14 protein-coding genes and 1 pseudogene are annotated in these 15,227 nt (G+C 55.6%); 6 read left to right on the top strand and 9 right to left on the bottom strand.

The window, feature by feature from the left end:
* Positions 1–16: 16 nt before the first annotated feature.
* Complete coding sequence (locus CTR2_RS15785) at positions 17–433, bottom strand: hypothetical protein (protein WP_176391628.1); 417 nt, start codon at positions 431–433, stop codon at positions 17–19.
* A gap of 478 nt (positions 434–911) precedes the next feature.
* On the opposite strand from CTR2_RS15785, the gene CTR2_RS15780 reads away from it, so the two are divergent.
* Entirely contained in the window at positions 912–2,027 is a 1,116-nt protein-coding gene (locus tag CTR2_RS15780; RefSeq protein WP_087082797.1) for a ParB/RepB/Spo0J family partition protein, read from the top strand.
* A gap of 224 nt (positions 2,028–2,251) precedes the next feature.
* Entirely contained in the window at positions 2,252–3,901 is a 1,650-nt protein-coding gene (locus CTR2_RS15775) for a site-specific integrase (RefSeq protein WP_140401013.1), read from the top strand.
* A 472-nt stretch (positions 3,902–4,373) separates the two neighbouring features.
* Here CTR2_RS15775 and CTR2_RS15770 read toward each other — a convergent pair whose 3' ends face one another.
* From CTR2_RS15770 to CTR2_RS15740, 7 genes are all read right to left on the bottom strand, one after another.
* Positions 4,374–4,628 (bottom strand): hypothetical protein, encoded by a 255-nt coding sequence (locus CTR2_RS15770; protein ID WP_087082801.1) that lies wholly within the window; start codon positions 4,626–4,628, stop codon positions 4,374–4,376.
* 251 nt (positions 4,629–4,879) lie between these two features.
* Positions 4,880–5,212 (bottom strand): helix-turn-helix domain-containing protein, encoded by a 333-nt coding sequence (locus tag CTR2_RS15765; protein WP_087082803.1) that lies wholly within the window; start codon positions 5,210–5,212, stop codon positions 4,880–4,882.
* 97 nt (positions 5,213–5,309) lie between these two features.
* Positions 5,310–5,681 (bottom strand): hypothetical protein, encoded by a 372-nt coding sequence (locus tag CTR2_RS15760; protein ID WP_087082805.1) that lies wholly within the window; start codon positions 5,679–5,681, stop codon positions 5,310–5,312.
* Between the two features lie 44 nt (positions 5,682–5,725).
* The gene (locus CTR2_RS15755; RefSeq protein WP_087082807.1) at positions 5,726–6,331 is read right to left on the bottom strand and encodes a hypothetical protein; all 606 of its coding nucleotides are present in this window, start codon (positions 6,329–6,331) and stop codon (positions 5,726–5,728) included.
* Between the two features lie 145 nt (positions 6,332–6,476).
* The gene (locus CTR2_RS15750; protein ID WP_087082809.1) at positions 6,477–7,520 is read right to left on the bottom strand and encodes a hypothetical protein; all 1,044 of its coding nucleotides are present in this window, start codon (positions 7,518–7,520) and stop codon (positions 6,477–6,479) included.
* 64 nt (positions 7,521–7,584) lie between these two features.
* Positions 7,585–7,857 (bottom strand): hypothetical protein, encoded by a 273-nt coding sequence (locus CTR2_RS15745; protein ID WP_176391629.1) that lies wholly within the window; start codon positions 7,855–7,857, stop codon positions 7,585–7,587.
* Positions 7,829–8,074 carry a hypothetical protein gene (locus CTR2_RS15740; protein WP_140401014.1) on the bottom strand — a complete coding sequence of 82 codons (246 nt, stop codon included), beginning with the start codon at positions 8,072–8,074 and terminating at the stop codon, positions 7,829–7,831. The genes CTR2_RS15745 and CTR2_RS15740 overlap by 29 nt, the downstream gene beginning before the upstream one ends.
* A gap of 157 nt (positions 8,075–8,231) precedes the next feature.
* On the opposite strand from CTR2_RS15740, the gene CTR2_RS15735 reads away from it, so the two are divergent.
* Together CTR2_RS15735 and CTR2_RS15730 are read left to right on the top strand one after the other, a co-directional pair.
* On the top strand, positions 8,232–8,576 hold the full coding sequence (locus tag CTR2_RS15735) for a helix-turn-helix domain-containing protein (protein WP_310220717.1): 345 nt from the start codon (positions 8,232–8,234) through the stop codon (positions 8,574–8,576).
* A 35-nt stretch (positions 8,577–8,611) separates the two neighbouring features.
* Positions 8,612–8,842, top strand: a pseudogene (locus CTR2_RS15730) (IS5/IS1182 family transposase); the annotation flags it as partial.
* Here the strand turns inward: CTR2_RS15730 and CTR2_RS15725 are convergent.
* Positions 8,839–9,336, bottom strand: coding sequence for an HAD domain-containing protein (locus CTR2_RS15725; protein WP_176391630.1), 498 nt, complete (start codon positions 9,334–9,336; stop codon positions 8,839–8,841). The pseudogene CTR2_RS15730 and the gene CTR2_RS15725 sit on opposite strands and share 4 nt — an antisense overlap.
* Positions 9,337–11,005: 1,669 nt before the next feature.
* Between CTR2_RS15725 and CTR2_RS15720 the strand changes: the two genes are divergently transcribed.
* The gene (locus tag CTR2_RS15720; protein ID WP_087082815.1) at positions 11,006–12,073 is read left to right on the top strand and encodes an efflux RND transporter periplasmic adaptor subunit; all 1,068 of its coding nucleotides are present in this window, start codon (positions 11,006–11,008) and stop codon (positions 12,071–12,073) included.
* Positions 12,073–15,171 (top strand): efflux RND transporter permease subunit, encoded by a 3,099-nt coding sequence (locus tag CTR2_RS15715; protein WP_087082817.1) that lies wholly within the window; start codon positions 12,073–12,075, stop codon positions 15,169–15,171. Before CTR2_RS15720 ends, CTR2_RS15715 begins: the two co-directional genes overlap by 1 nt.
* Positions 15,172–15,227: the final 56 nt, after the last annotated feature.

Genomic DNA, 15,227 nt, shown 5'->3' with positions numbered 1-15,227 from the left:
GCTTCGCCTGCTAGGCCTAGCCCCAACCCAACGTGACCGGGAAATCGCGCAATTGGTCAACAATTCCTTCAAATCCGTGCGAGTCGTTGGTCGGGGCACGATCAAGATTGACGCAAAAGAGGTATTCGATTCCCCTGAGTTTCAGCGGGCGCTTCAACGCGCCCAGGCAATCGTTGATGCACAGCGGCGACGCTGAGCGAGGATTGATGGGGCTCTGCTGGCAGGCGGTGGTTCGTGCCCCAGGCTGCAGGATGATTTGAAAGGTTGGCGCCGTTTCTGCGCCATGTCGGGCATGGATGTCGATCTGTCGATCGGCATCACACCGTAAGTTTGGCGGCTGTTGCAAGCCATGAACGGCACGCTCAAAAAACACCGGAACCAGCCAGCGACTGACGTCCATCCAATGTGACGATTCGGGCCGCAACCAAGACATATGCCGTTATGCCGCATCACGCATAGCGTGGCCCAAAGATAGGCCTCAGAGGATGCGAAGAGGAATCCGTTTGGACTCCCTTCTCCTCTATGCCCCGAACAGCCAGTTAGGAAGAATTCAAGATCGCTGCCCTGATGCAGTCTCTGCACCAGGGCAAGAACTCATTCTTGAATGTCAAAAATAAAGCGCGCTAAAAATCCACCACCGGCCCACCAACGCAAAAATCTTCGATATTCTTTAAATAGACGAGCTACTTCTGAATACCCATTGTGCAAAAACAATGGGCGGGGTCTGGCCAAGCGCATCACGCGCTATTTGCTGGGCTGGGCAGGCTCGTACTCGCGGTGATGGCCCACCCGTGAACCAAAAACCTATTCCATTAGGAATGCTTTTGCTGCAATGCGCAGCAGGTTCACGCGTGGGTTTCCTATATCGCTGAGCTTGATGCGCATGCAGTGCTTTCACAAGGAAATGCACCATGAATGCTGCTCAGAAATCTCTCGAAGCTCGTCCTGTCTCGGCTCCTGAATCCGGTCATCCGGTGGATGTCGATATCGTTCTTGCCCCGGATCCCGCCTCCGTCACTGTGGTTGGCTCTGCTCCACCTCATTCTTCACCTCCGCATCTCTCTTCGACGCTCCTCCTCTTGGCTAGCGAGAGCATTGAAGTGGGCGCTTCGCCCAATCGACTGGAGGAATCCTTTGATTCGGATGAATTCTTTAAGTTGGCAGATAGCATTCTGCACAACCGTGGCAATGTGCAGGCCATCGCCGTGCGGGAGTTGGCACCCGATGAGATCCCTTCGGACTCCCCACTTCGCTACCGTTTGATCTCCGGAGCTAGGCGTTTGCGTGCCTGCAAAATGCATCAACTCCCGGTGCTGGCCATCGTACAAAAAGTGCAGCCCACGCGTGAGCTTATCGATCGCCTTCTCGAAAACCATCTTCGTCAGCCGCTGAGTCCGTACGAATTGGGCATGCAGTTGCAGCACATCCTCGCTTCGAGCGAAAGCGTCTCCCGCAGAGAACTGGCAAGGCTTGTCGGACTTGATGTGTCCGTCGTGCAAAAAGCGATCGACATCGCCGCTTTGCCTGCGGCCGTGATTGCCGCCTTCGGCAGTGCATCAGAAATCCAATACCGGGATGCCAAACCTCTCAAGGATGCGGTGACCCAGTCCAGGGACTCGGTCATCGCTTGCGCCGAGTCCATCAAGGGCCAAGAAATCTCAGCCAAGGAAGTCATAGGAAAACTGATTGAGGTTGCTGAAGCGGCCGCCCTGGCCAACGGCCAAACCCCAGGTGTTGAACCGTTCAACACCCCAGGCAGCCCACTTGCCATTGAGGTGGATGGACAGCCTTTGGGAAATGTCGCAGTTGACAAAAAAGGCCTGCCTCAAATCCACCTTGCACTGCCACTCAACCTCAGACAGCAAGCCGACCTGGCGCAACTGATTCAAAAATTCCTGCGCAGCAAAGTGCTCCAGCCTGCAGCCAGAAAGCCTGCCGTCAAAAAAGCAGAAAAAGAAATCTTGGCAGCGACGTCGAATCAGCCTGCCGCCAACGACAGTGAAGCGGCTGCCAAGGGGCGTGCATGATGAGCAAAGGAACAGCGAAACAGCCTGCGAAGCTTGACGTTGGCGAACCCATTTCGATCACGAAAAGGTCTTCCGAAAACGATACGGACTTCACATTACCGAACCCTGCTGGCAAACCCAGCAGTAACCTCCGCCAGGAGGGTTTCCCGGATGGTTCGGTAATGTGGGACGGACCCGAACCTTTAGGTGAGGGGGCGCGTAGCGCAGTCCCGCGCATCCCGCCCATGAAAACCGTCAATCCTGCAAAAGGCGTGACAGACCCGTTGCCGGCTATGCCGGTGACGGTGTCTGGCGCGGCTTTTGCGACGGCGGACACACAGCCATTGCAGCCAGGTATTCCACAGGCTGTGCAGCCATCTGCGTCAACGAAACGGCTGTTGAATACGCAACCGACACATGGCGTGATCGAAAGTGATGTCAACGAAAGACGCGTTGACGAAAAACTTGCCTGCGCCAACGACGACATCTTTGCGAACGATCGCGATGCCCTGCATGCCAAACAACATGCCGCATTGGCCATGATCCATCACCCAGGATTGGGGAAATGGAGCGACCATCTGCTTCAAAAAGCGCAGGGATTGCTCGATTCGGGCAGGGCAGAGGATCCTGATATCCAGGCATTTGAAGCGTTGCTGGAAGCCACCACGCTGCGGCCAGAACCTATGGCTTCCCACGAGGATCAGGGCAATGCCGGGAGTGAAGAAAGGATTGAGGAGCCCAGCGTTGATGATCGGCCCATCTCGGAGAACGAGCGCCAGGAGGCGTTTGGAATCATCCAATCCGTGCGCGCAACGCTCAAGGAAACTGCCGAGACCCGTGCCCTCCGAAAAGACACCCAACCCGGTGCCGCCACCTTGGCGGACTATCAAAAGCGGATCAACTACCTCGAGCCACTGTTTGAACACACCCTGTCTCAAGGCAGTCAGATGCCGTGGACGGACACATTCGACATGCTCAATGTCGCACGCAGCACCTTCTTCCAATATCGCTCAGCCGTCAAATGGCAAAGCAGCTCGCGTTTGCAAACGCTGCTGACCGAGCAAGACCGGTTTCAGCGCAGCCTGGGCCACAGCAGAGCGTGGTATCGGGCCGTGAAGACTTTGCAAGAAGCACTGTGGGAGCATCAAGAGATCTGCGCATTGTCTTATGACGAAGATCGTGGCCAGGAACACTGGCCGCCATCACGCCTCAAAAAAGAGCACACAGGCAAAAGCAAAAAGCTTGCGCTCAAAAAACTGCCTGATGGCTGGCAAGAGCGGTTTGATTTCTTCAACGAACAGTCACCAACTTACCGATATGCCGGAGTGTTGCTGCGGTTTTGCGGCTTGCGACCCGCAGAGCTGGAGAGGGGTGTGCAAGTGCAATGGACCGCACAAGGCGTGCAGGTCCGCATCGAAGGCGCCAAAGTCCGTGCTACGGCGGGCCAGCCCTGGCGCAGCTTCTTGCTCAATCTCGCAATGCTGCCGGCATGGTTCGTGGACGAACTCAAGCGGCAAGGGCAGATACACATCAGCGCCAACAGCGACAACATGCGTTCTCACCTTGGGCGCCTGAGCACTGCTGTTCTCAATCCTGAGCAACGCAAAAACGGTTGCCAGGAAAACCTGTCGGCCTATCTGTTCAGACACGCACTGGTTACACAAATGCGTGAATCGGGCTGGGAGTCGGATGAAATTGCTGCAGCCATTGGTGAGAGCAGCGCTGAGACCACACGGCTGTACGGCCTGCGCGTGCGTGGCGGCAAGAAACCCAAGGTCCCCATCGCCATGGAAAAAAACAGCGTCGCTGCTGCAAGAGCCGTGAAGCCAGCTGACACCCAAGGACTGCAAAAATGGAAAAACCGCAAACCGGAGAAACTCACGAAACTTGGTTGAACGAGTACTCGTCCCAAGCATGCCTGAGGAAATGCTGAAGACAGAGATGACTGAGAAGTCAGGCTTTGCGGAGAAATTTTGGCGGGCGGCACAGCATAGCGGCCGTCCCTGTCTCTGCGTGCATGGATTGAACAGCTCATGGAATGTGCCTAATCCCAAGCCAGTTGGCATGCTGCAAACATCACCATGGCCGAATGGCCGGGAACCGGCATGACGCTCTCCCTACAAAGCGAAAGCGGTAGACGATGAACTATCGGGCACCGGGTTTGCTTTTTGGCCAAGTCAACTTCGCAAATATGTGGTGCTCTGCCAAGAAGGGGTGGGGCTGCAAGGGCTGGATTATCAGCGCTTGATAGAAGCCTTCACGTTGCGTGCTGGTGTGCAGAACAGTTCGAGCCAACCATGACGACAGAGCCAGAACAGTGGGCAGCTGCCTATCCCAGACCTTTCTTCAATCAAATGCTGGAAGGCTTCAGAGCTTATTTTTTTGGTAGCGATGCCTTCCTGTCTTGATGAATAGATGGGCAAAAGCCTGCCAGTCGTACAGAAAGACCAATACATCCCCGTTCGATGTCCCTAAACAGGTACTGCCTCGGGACGACTGCTTCCAGAAATCAAAAAACGGAAGCTGAGCAATCTCAGATTGCAAAACATATCTTCCATCTATGACTTGAAGGCCGAAATAGGTGCGTTGTGTGACTGGCTCTGATGTGGTGGCTTTGAACATGAAGATTGAACTTGAAACACAACTGGACTTGTGCCATTTTCCAGTCTGAACCTCCTGCACTCAGGTGTCGCTGGAGTGAGCGTCAGGTTGGCTAGGACAACTCCTGGTGGGGGCAACGTATTGAAATGTTCGCCCAAAGGCTGCAGGATGAACCGCTTACACAAAAATTCGGACACCCTGCCTCCCAGCAACTTTGATCGAAAGCTGTAGAGCGTTGACCACTTCGGCAGCAAAGCGGGATGACTGGCTTTCTATGAGTGATCCTTCTTTGACAAGGGTTGACCCATCACACTGCGCGTGGCTCGCAGGCGCTGCTTGCCTCTACGTTTGGCAATATCCATAGGGCTAATGCGCACCGTAGGACGAAATGTTTCTAGCCACTCTTCTTTGCCCAGGGCTTTCATCACTCGAATGAACGAATTCAGTCGTCCACCGGAACCATTCTCCAATGAGCGGAGTGTTTGCTCTGAAATTCCGGCTCTGAGAGCGATGTCGTGCATGGTTAGATTTTGACGAAGGCGCTCGGCTCGAAGCTGTTCACCCAGCTCTATCTCTAGTTCATCGGGCGTTTTGAAGAGCTGCATAAGCTATGAAAATTTGTAGGTTGCCTTGGTAATTTCAAGCTAACCTATGAAATTTGATAGATTGTGAAATGTCTGAGGTTGGCTGTTGCGCCAACGTTCATTGATCGGGCTGAGCACAGATGAATCCGGGAATTTCCCCTGAGTATTCATCAACAAACTTCTGTGACTTTGAGGTTTTGGAAGGTTTGCTGGCCTTGAACTCGCCTTTTTCCATGGGGCTGAAATTTTTTGGTGCTAAAAAAGTGTATTTCACGATACCTTTTTGATCCGTGGCCTTATGCGTAATGATAACGGGTTCATCATTTTTATTAGCGCATTTAAAATCATCAAACTCAGTTTCGCTCATGCCTTTAGCGGTCATCGCTTTGTCTTTTGGCAGGCTGGTCGGAATTCTGTAATGTACAGGATTGGCTGCCAATGCAAGGTTTGCAGAGACTAAATACGCAAATGCAATAAGTAGAATTTTCATGAAATGTTTTTTTGATGCTAATGGATGGATGTTTAAGAAGTGATCTACGCTTTCAGTGCACGTACATTGGAGATGTAGGTGTCAAGAATTTCCTCGATTTGCTTGTTGAGCTTCCGAACTCTCTGAATTTTTGGAATGCAGAGAGTGAATATATATATCAAAGTGAAAATCGCTGCGATCCACACGCTGGATGTGATGATTAAAGTAGCCGTCCAAATGAAAATGGTTAGTATGATCCCCCAAAATCTGATGTGATGAACTTTGAGGTTGTCATTAATTTGGGCCGGATAACGTATTATTTTATATTGATCGGCATTGTGATTGAATACACCGCAATTGACGGTTTTCTGCGTCGCACGATTGGTGGCTGTGATAAATGTGACGCTCTGACCCGTGCGCAGTTTGAGATCAATATTTGTCAGCGAAATGGGCTTTTCTATTCCGGAATCTAGCCTTAGCCAAATATCGTGATGTGAATTAACTTCCGAGGTAATCTTCTCACCTGGAATATGCATGCCGCCTACGTTGACGCCCCGCAGGGGATCGACTTCACTGCTGACTGTCACTGTTTCATGCTTGCGTTGATCGATCACCGTGCCGCTGAAGTGCTGAAAATCAATATGCTTGCCTCGGAACTCAATGGTTTCCATATTTCCTCTCTGTTTATTTCACATGCGATGGGCTTGAGGGGGTGCCTGCGGGCAGGAGGCCTCCTCAGACCCCGTCTGAATAAGGGGCTCGGGAAGAATCGGTGTGCCTGGGTTTGCGCACCAAGGCGCCCAGGCATGGCTGCGTTTACAGCGTTTTGGCCTTGGCTTGGCTGGACGTCTTGGCGCCCGCTTGGGTCAAGGCATCCGTGATTTCGGTGAGCTGCAGACGCTTGGCCTCAGCCAGTGGAGTGATCAAAATGTCGTACAGCGCAGGCATGGGGCTGGCGTTTGATTTGGTCACCGTCATCAGTCTTGAGGCAGCATTGACATCTGCACTTTGGGAGATCAGGGCTTTGACAGCGGCTGAATTAGCCCCCCATACCGCAAACATCATGGGCGTGGCATGTACTTCCAACAGCTGAGCGCTGTGGCCCGACGTCCCTGCCTGCTTGGCAATGACTTTGATATCGATCTTGCCAGGGGAGTCGGCTCCTATGCCTTCTGCTGCATAGAGCCGACTCAAGTCCTTGGTATCAAATACAAGGCCTTCGCTCTTGTTCAGCAGGGTTGCATGCTCGCCGTCAGAGAGCAGCAAATTTTCCAAACAAAAGGAAAACTGACCTTCGCCTTCTGCCTTGCTGAGCTTGATGGGCTTATCAGAAATTTGGGTCACGATTGCCATGGCTTGCATGCTCCCATCTGAGATGGCCCGACAAATATCGGCCTGAGACATGGTGTAGCCCAGCTTGGCCAAGGTTTCCGCCAGAGGCGCTTCTTGCTCCAGTTTTTCAATGATGTGTCTGGTGTTTGCTTGGGTTTGCAGACCCACGTCATGCACCTGCTGCAGATTGACGGCTTTATTGGCGCTGTATGCAGAGTAGATGGCGCCTACGCTCAGCACGAACAAGATGATCGAAAACACCTTGTCACTGCGGGCGGTTCTCAGCCCCTGGCGCACGCAGGCAAAAAGACTGCTGGCTTGTTTACCCAGAGCGGCTTTGCCAGAAAAATAAAGCGCCAATCCGATGGCAATCAACCAGGCCAGCAAGGCGATCAAAACGCTGGCCTTGCTGCCGAACAGGTGCCCGAAGATATTGGAAAAGATTCCGACCAGCGTGCATCCGGTCAGCATGACGGCATTGAGTGCCGTCATGCGCTGAACATTCATGGTTTGGGTGTGATCATCCATGGGGGGAGTTCTGAAGAGGCCGCGAATTCAAAGCAAGGCGCGAATTGCTTGTCTTTCTGATGTTTCAGTCCTGCAGGCAAAAATACTTCTGTCCTTGCAGCGCCAGAACCTGCTTTTCCATGGAATGTTTGGGATCGGTGGGATCCGCTATCCCTGCATAAGCTTGGGAGAAAGTGGAGACCTTGAAGGCCAACCTCCCGTCTGTCAGTGAGCGTAGTTCATCTAGCTGTGCGGGCTCGGCTGGGGCGGCGCACTGAATATGTTGGCCGGGGTTCGGGCTGGAATTCGTCGAGGCGACGGATGCAACTTCAGAGGCTGTTGCTGCGATAGCGGTCATCGAGCTTGCGGTCAAAACGAGAGCTGTCAGTGCATGCAAAGGAGTCATCATGTACTTCCTGAAAAATAAGCGCCAACAAGGCGCAACTTGAGAAACCGGCAAAGCTATTGCCGGTGCGCAGAGATTCAAACCATGAAAAAAATTCGCTTTGCAGAGAAGCGAAATAGGACTGCTCAAGCTGCAGCTGCGATCGCCTTTGTTCGTGGATGGCGATCACCAAAGCGTGCAGAGAGCGGCACTCTTGTCAGTTGCTTGGAAGAGGGCAGATCAAGGCCAACCGTTGTTGATCTCAATGCTCTTTGACTGACGTTCGGCATGTCTTCTCCCTATTGGTCTTGAGGTGTTTTGGAATGTGTTTTTGGTAATCATATACCGTGAAACTAAATCCCGTGGATTCTTTTCACCCAGAGCAACACCATCAAGAGATGGTTAGAGCGAAAGAATCACTGAAGAACAAGGTCCCAGAACTCGTGCGTTTTGGAGAGGCCGTAAGAGCTAGAAGAAAAGCGTGTGGCTACTCACAGGAGGCATTTGGCGATGCATGCGGCATCGATCGCAGCTACATCGGGGGGATAGAAAGAGGTGAGCACAATTTGGCCTTGATCAACATCCTCAAGATCATTGCTACTTTGAATCTGCAGCCGTCGGAGTTTTTCGAAGCATTAGATGGCCCGACCCCTGCTGCTTTAGCCGAGCGTAAAAGCAAATCCAAGCCCTGATAGGCCCTTCAGAGCAGTCTGCTCCCGACCGTGAGCACCAGAAATCAACACGCGCAGGCATTAAGTTTCTGGTGACTGTGCGTGGAAAACCAAGAAATACGAGGCTGAGCGGCGCCGTCAATGGCGCAAAAGTGCATCTGGGCTGTGATGTTGATACTTTGCAGGCTCGAGCCCGTGACCACCACATAGTGGGGGATTCACCAGTAGCTGCCCAAACACCAAGCCATGCAACGGGTGCCAGCTTCACGCTCGATGTAGGCAGCTATCGTGGCTTGCATTGCTCTCTCAACTTATCCGAGAGCTCGGCAACAGTCTCCGGTGCAGAGAGTCCTTTGTGCCCGTTGGTCAGCACAAGATGCTTAGATGCGGGGCCAACCCATCCTTCGTCGTCATCATCCAGCGCAACCCAGCCAGTCACCGCACGGCGTGTGGCGTCGGCCAACACTTGTGCGCCTCGGGTCATGGCATCGAACTCAAACTTGTTCATGGCGCTGTGAAAGGTGGCACCAATCACTCGTGAGCGCAGAGCGTCGGGAAGGTAGGTCTTAGCCTGCGAATAGCTTAATACACGTACCCAAGAAGTAGACAGGACGATGGCGACTTCAGGGTACGGCGCGAGCGCTTCAACAAGGATGCCTGCGTTTTCGAACAAGCGGTGTCCAGCATGGTCAACACTAAAGTACATCCCGCCTCGAGGGGACCGGTAGACGGGCTCCGGGTGCAGGACGCCGTCATAGTCAAGATAAAGAATCGCTTTCAATGCCGTTCAATCGATATTTCAGCCGCGTTCGTCAGGCCCTTGGAGGCCATGCATGTATGGCTTCTTACGCCGCCGGATTGCACCGCTCTTTTTGCTCGCAATGTTCAGGCTGCTGAAGTCATTTGAGTCCGTTCATACGCTAGCCAAATCTGTTCTGCCGTATCAGTCCACTCGGTAATGCCCGAATTGGCGGCTAAGGAACCTCTGCATGGGTCTAAATGGTAATCATATGCCGTGAAATCAAATGCTGTGAAACTTTCGGCCTAAGTCCAGTAAGTCGGCTCTAATTACTCAGAGGTGATCCCGGAGGATTGCGTACGTTCTTGATGGGTAAAACAGGGGCTCTCATCTTCTCGAGATCGCCCCCTGAGTCCCCGGATGCAGTCCATCGTTTCTCTTTCACATAGGCAGGTGTTCACAGGGGCGCGAAGAACTTTTCCGCCGAGCGCTGGATACGGGGCTGGCTCTCTTGATCCCCATCTCACAATGAGCTTCTCGGACTGCTTACGGTATTTCGTCAGCTGCGAACTGGTGGCGACGACTCATTGCTGCCATGCAATCATTACCAGCAGATGTCTCCTGCGCAGCGGTTGCCGCTACTCGTAGCCGCGTCTTGGCCTATCGGTCAGCACTCCATAAGGGCCATCCGAACATTGACGCTGGCGCTGCCCAACGACGGGTATCAGGTGAGCAGCGGGCAATGCCCATCAGTTGTAGGCGGATATGTTGCTGGATGTCCGCTGTCACCTCGTGCGAATAGGTGCTTGCGCTGCAAAGCCGACCTAAGTGCCTGAACGCGGCGTCAGGCTGAGGTCCATCATCAGGCTCTGGCCGCTTAATACTGATTTCCATCCAGAAGTAACCCGCTAGCTACCAGCGCCCTCAGTAGCGTCGGACTTTAGATGGTCTAGCTCTGGTCCTGGTGGCGAGAATGTGCGCGGGTAGCAATGCACACAGATGACCACGCTTCGATAATCGGAGAAATCTAGTAGTTGCCTATGGCATAGCAAGCATTAGAGCGGGGCCAAGTTGTAGGCAATCATTTCGGACGCCTTTTCCTTTGATTTGTTGAATATGGAGCCGCTTCAATAGAATTACTCTGTTGCTCTGCAAATCAAATCGCAGCAGTACAATTAATCACATGTCGCGTGCAATCCAGAGACCTTCTCTGCGGAGCGCATTGCTGCTGCTGATCATGGCGGCGCAACTGCTGATACCGCTGCTGCACGGCCACTTCGGGACTCCGAATCAATCTGGCCTGCATGTGCACACGACACCTTCCAGAATTGCTGATTCTCATTTCCATCTGTTCACTGGACACGACTCTCTCAGTGACCGCGATGTCCATCAAGCTCAATCCGAGCCTTTTGAAGTTGACGTGCAGAACGCACTGCAACCACTAGATCTGCTCCCTGTCCCGTTGCTGGCCGTTATTGGCCTCACTCTGCTGACTTGGGGTCTGCGTGCCTCGCTCATGCGTTGCACTGCTGCAAGGCCCACACCGCCCCCCGAGCCGGCGCACAGGCTTTCACGCTGGCAAGGTCGCGTCATACGACCATCCCCGGCCCAAGCTCCGCCTCAGTTTTCCTGACCCCCCAAGCCTTTCACAGGCTTGCCAGCATCCATGCAGACGCATGGATGCATGTCTTTTCTTTTTCCGGAGTCAGGAATGTTCTTCCACCAATGGCTGTTGGCCGGCGCACTTGCGCTGCCAGTCGCAGGCATGGCCGCCGAGGCCGTGTCTCTATCCCCTGAGCAGGCGCGTACCTTGGGCGTGCGCTTTCAGTCCATCCAGAGTTCTGACGAGCTCAATATTTCGGCTCATGCGCGTGTGGTTCTGAGACCCGATGCTCAGGCCGTTGTGGCTGCGCCTTATGCGGGGGGGCTGCCACGTGTGCTGGTCGCTGTAGGCCAGTCCGTGCGAGCGGGCCAGCCCGTGGTGACTTTCACCAGCCCTCAGCTCTATGAAGCGCGTCGCGCAGTGGCGGAAGCCGAGTCACAGTCGCGGCTGGCACAGCAATCCCTGACGCGAGACCGATTGCTCCATGAAGACGGCATCATCGCAGCCAGTCGATGGCAGTCAACACAGGCACGCGCCGCAGAGGCTGCGGCCATGGCCCAAGCCCGACGCGCCGAGCTGGCTGCCAGTGGTGTGAAGCTGGCTGGGAATGAGGCGCTGTTGCTGGCAACGCGTGCAGGCATTGTGACTGAAGTAATGGTCCAACCTGGCGCGCGTGTTGATGCATCGGCACCCTTGGTGAGAGTGGCTGATCCCAAGGCGTTGGAGCTTGATTTGCTACTGGGTCGAGAGGTCCCACTGCCCGCCGTAGGTGACAGTGTGCAGGTCATCACTCGCGGCGCCGCAGGCCGTGTCGAGGGTATTGCACCAGTTGGCGACGGTAGCGCGGGGATGCGTGTGCGTGTTGCGCTGGCCAAGAGCGGGGATCTGCGCTTGGGAGAAAGTGTTACAGCCATATTGACGTTGAAAGATTCAGGCACGGAAAAGGCGCAGTCGAAAGCAGGAAACCGTCTGCGCATCTCCGCCTCAGCACTGGTGTACTGGCAAGGCCAGACCGGTGTGTTCATTCGCACGGGCAAGAGCGTGCGCTTCGTCCCCTTGTCGGTGGACACCAGAGACGAAGCTACAGCCGTGGTGCGCGGAGTGCTTCCAGCAAATGCGGAGATTGCGATCGCAGGTATCGCTGCGCTCAAGAACCTGCTGTCCGGAGGTCAGTGATGCTGGCTAGGTTGATCGATTTTTCGCTACGTCAGCGGGCTCTGGTGCTACTCGCAGCCCTGGCCCTGGCACTGGCCGGCGCCTGGGCCTATGTGCATCTACCCATAGATGCGTTCCCCGACATCTCACCAACCCAGGTCAAAGTGATCCTGAAGGTGGCCGGCATGACGCCTGAAGAAGTGGAGCAGCGCGTCTCCACACTGGTAGAGCAGGAGCTACTGGGTCTGCCGCACAAGACCATCGTGCGTTCGGTTTCCAAGTACGGCATCAGCGACGTGACCGTGGACTTCTCGGAAGGCACGGACGTTTACTGGGCTCGCCAGCAGGTTTCCGAAAGGCTGACCGGCATACAGCGCGACCTGCCTGCTAGCGCAGAAGGTGGGCTGGCCCCCATCACCACGCCGTTGGGCGAGATGTTCATGTTTACGGTTGATGGCGAGAGCTACTCTCTGGCCGAACGCCGACGTGTGCTGGACTGGGTGATACGGCCAGCCTTGCGCACTGTCGCCGGCGTTGCCGACGTGAATGCCCTGGGTGGCGTGGTACGGGGCTACGAGGTGATTCCCGATCCTGCGAGGCTGCGCGCGCGTGGCGTGACCTTGGATCAGTTGCGTCAGGCACTCGATGCCAACAATCGCAACGATGGAGCAGGCCGGCTGGACCGAGGTGAGGAGCATTGGGTGGTGCGCGTGGAAGGTGGCGTGCGCGGGCTCGACGATTTGCGGGCCGTCGTGATCGTTCCGGCCAGAAACGGACAGGCCGCAGCCACGGTAGGTGATGTGGCCACGGTACGCCTGGGCGAGGCCACTCGCAACGGCGCCGTGAGTCGTGATGGCCAGGGCGAGGCCGTCCAGGGACTGGTGCTGGGACTGCGCGGCGTGGATGCTCGTAGTCTGGTCGATGCAGTGCAGGCCAGACTCGACGAACTGGAACCGCGCCTGCCCAAAGGGATGAGCATCCAGGTGTTCTATAACCGGGGCGAACTGGTTTCGCGTGCCGCCAGCACCGTAGTGCGCGCATTGGTCGAAGCCAGTGTGCTCGTAGTCGTCATCCTTTATTTGTTCCTTGGCGGCGTGCGCGCTGCATTGGTAGTGGCGGCCACACTCCCTCTGTCCATGCTGGCCACATTCCTGCTCATGCGCTACGTGGGCCTGACGGCCAATCTGATGAGCCTGGGTGGTCTGGCCATCGCCTTGGGCATGTTGGTGGATGCCTCGGTGGTGGTGGTGGAGAACATCGAGACAGCACTGGCGCACAAGCAAGAAGATGTGTCTTCGGCAAACTCCGTGGACCGCTTCAGCCTGATCGGGGATGCCGTGTCGGCAGTGTCTGCCCCCATGCTGGCAGGCGTGTCCATCATCGCCATTGTGTTCCTGCCGCTGCTGACGCTGCAAGGCCTGGAAGGCAAGCTGTTTGCGCCGGTTGCGTTGACCATCGTCCTGGCCCTAAGTGCTTCTGTACTCATTGCATTTACTGTCGTTCCGGCGCTGGCTTCACTGCTGCTGCGCTCGCACGCCAGCGATGCACCCTGGCTGATGCGAAAGCTGTCCGGTGGCTTTGCCTGGCTACAGGCCTGGAGCCAGGCGCACCGGCGCACGGTGTTTGGCATAGCACTGGCGACGCTGGCCGGCGCGGCAGCCCTGTATCTGTCAGTGGGAAAGACCTTTATGCCAACCATGGACGAAGGCGATCTCATCGTGCAGCTGCAAAAATCTCCGTCAATTTCACTGACCGCATCGCTGGATATGGATCAGCGCGTGCAACAAGCCCTGCTCGAAGGCATCCCGGAAATCCGCTCCATCGTGGCGCGCACGGGCTCGGACGATCTGGGGCTGGATCCCATGGGCCTCAACGAGACCGACACCTTTCTGGTGCTCAAGCCACGTGCTGAGTGGCGTGGCAGCAAGGAAGATATTGCAGATGCCATCCGCCGCGTGATGGAAGGCTTTCCGGGCCTGATCTACGGCTTTACGCAGCCCATCGAGATGCGCGTGTCCGAGATGCTGACCGGCTCGCGAGGCGACGTGGCCATCAAGATCTTCGGTACCGATCTGGCCAAGATCGATGCCGCGGCCCAGGCGATTGCTGCACGCATGCGCACCGTCTCCGGCGCCTCCGAAGTCATTGCTCCCAGCAACAGCGGCGTGCAATATCTGCAAGTCGTTCTCAATCGTGCTGCACTTGGCCAATCCGGCTTTTCCGGTGATGCCTTGCAGGCCCAGCTACGCGCATTGATTGAGGGCGATCGTATAGGCATCGTGCCCGAAGGCATGGTACGTACGCCGCTACTGCTTCGTGGCGGAACGACACTGCGGCAATCACCCGAAGGCCTGGCAAGCCTTCTTGTGACCGCCCCCGACGGGACCACTTGGCCACTCACTTCGCTAGCGACACTTTCCCCTCAGGACGGACCGGTACGTATCGACCATGAGGACGGAGCGCGCTTCGCCGTGGTTCAGGTCAATGTCGAAGGACGCGATCTCGCAAGCTTCGTTAGCGAGGCCCGGGCATCTTTGACTGCCGACCCCGCACTCAAGGATCTGCGCATTGTCTGGGGCGGCCAGTTCGAAAACCAGCAGCGCGCGGCTGCCCGCCTTGCGTTGGTCGTTCCTGTGGCGCTCTCGGCGATCTTCGTGTTGCTGGTTCTCACCTTCCGCTCAATGCGCCAGGCCTTGCTGGTCATTGCCAACATTCCGTTCGCACTAGTGGGAGGCATGGCCGCATTGCGCATAAGCGGCGAATACCTGTCGGTGCCCGCCTCTGTGGGCTTTATTGCACTGCTGGGCATTGCCGTGCTCAACGGCGTGGTGCTGGTTTCGCACTTCAACGCACTGCTGGTGTCGGGCATGGAGCTGACCCAGGCTGTACGTCAAGGCGTGCGCGACCGCCTGAGGCCTGTGCTTATGACGGCCTGCATCACGGCTCTGGGCATGGTGCCGCTGCTGCTGGCTACTGGCCCTGGCTCGGAAATTCAGCGTCCGTTGGCCGTCGTCGTGGCAGGGGGATTGATCAGTTCTACGGCTCTGACCTTGCTGTTGTTACCACTGCTGTTTGAGCGCTTTGGCGTAGCACGCAGTGCTAGGGAAGTACAAAAATGAAAGCTGCAAACGCTTTTTGCAATAGAGCACACGGTAGCTCCAAATCGTATTTTCTG

It is taken from the genome of Comamonas thiooxydans, assembly GCF_002157685.2.
Classification (GTDB): Bacteria; Pseudomonadota; Gammaproteobacteria; order Burkholderiales; family Burkholderiaceae_C; genus Comamonas; species Comamonas testosteroni_H.
The sequence above is the reverse complement of the archived record's forward strand: the minus strand, read 5'-3'. Positions and strand labels throughout refer to the sequence as shown.

Excerpts from the sequence above, each read along its gene's own strand:
- CTR2_RS15715 (WP_087082817.1), top strand. The coding sequence starts at position 12,073 with ATGCTGGCTAGGTTGATCGATTTTTCGCTACGTCAGCGGGCTCTGGTG.
- CTR2_RS15770 (WP_087082801.1), bottom strand. The coding sequence starts at position 4,628 with ATGTTCAAAGCCACCACATCAGAGCCAGTCACACAACGCACCTATTTC.
- CTR2_RS15780 (WP_087082797.1), top strand. The coding sequence starts at position 912 with ATGAATGCTGCTCAGAAATCTCTCGAAGCTCGTCCTGTCTCGGCTCCT.
- CTR2_RS15720 (WP_087082815.1), top strand. The coding sequence starts at position 11,006 with ATGTTCTTCCACCAATGGCTGTTGGCCGGCGCACTTGCGCTGCCAGTC.
- CTR2_RS15775 (WP_140401013.1), top strand. The coding sequence starts at position 2,252 with ATGAAAACCGTCAATCCTGCAAAAGGCGTGACAGACCCGTTGCCGGCT.
- CTR2_RS15745 (WP_176391629.1), bottom strand. The coding sequence starts at position 7,857 with ATGACCGCTATCGCAGCAACAGCCTCTGAAGTTGCATCCGTCGCCTCG.
- CTR2_RS15755 (WP_087082807.1), bottom strand. The coding sequence starts at position 6,331 with ATGGAAACCATTGAGTTCCGAGGCAAGCATATTGATTTTCAGCACTTC.
- CTR2_RS15785 (WP_176391628.1), bottom strand. The coding sequence starts at position 433 with ATGTCTTGGTTGCGGCCCGAATCGTCACATTGGATGGACGTCAGTCGC.
- CTR2_RS15765 (WP_087082803.1), bottom strand. The coding sequence starts at position 5,212 with ATGCAGCTCTTCAAAACGCCCGATGAACTAGAGATAGAGCTGGGTGAA.
- CTR2_RS15750 (WP_087082809.1), bottom strand. The coding sequence starts at position 7,520 with ATGGATGATCACACCCAAACCATGAATGTTCAGCGCATGACGGCACTC.
- CTR2_RS15760 (WP_087082805.1), bottom strand. The coding sequence starts at position 5,681 with ATGAAAATTCTACTTATTGCATTTGCGTATTTAGTCTCTGCAAACCTT.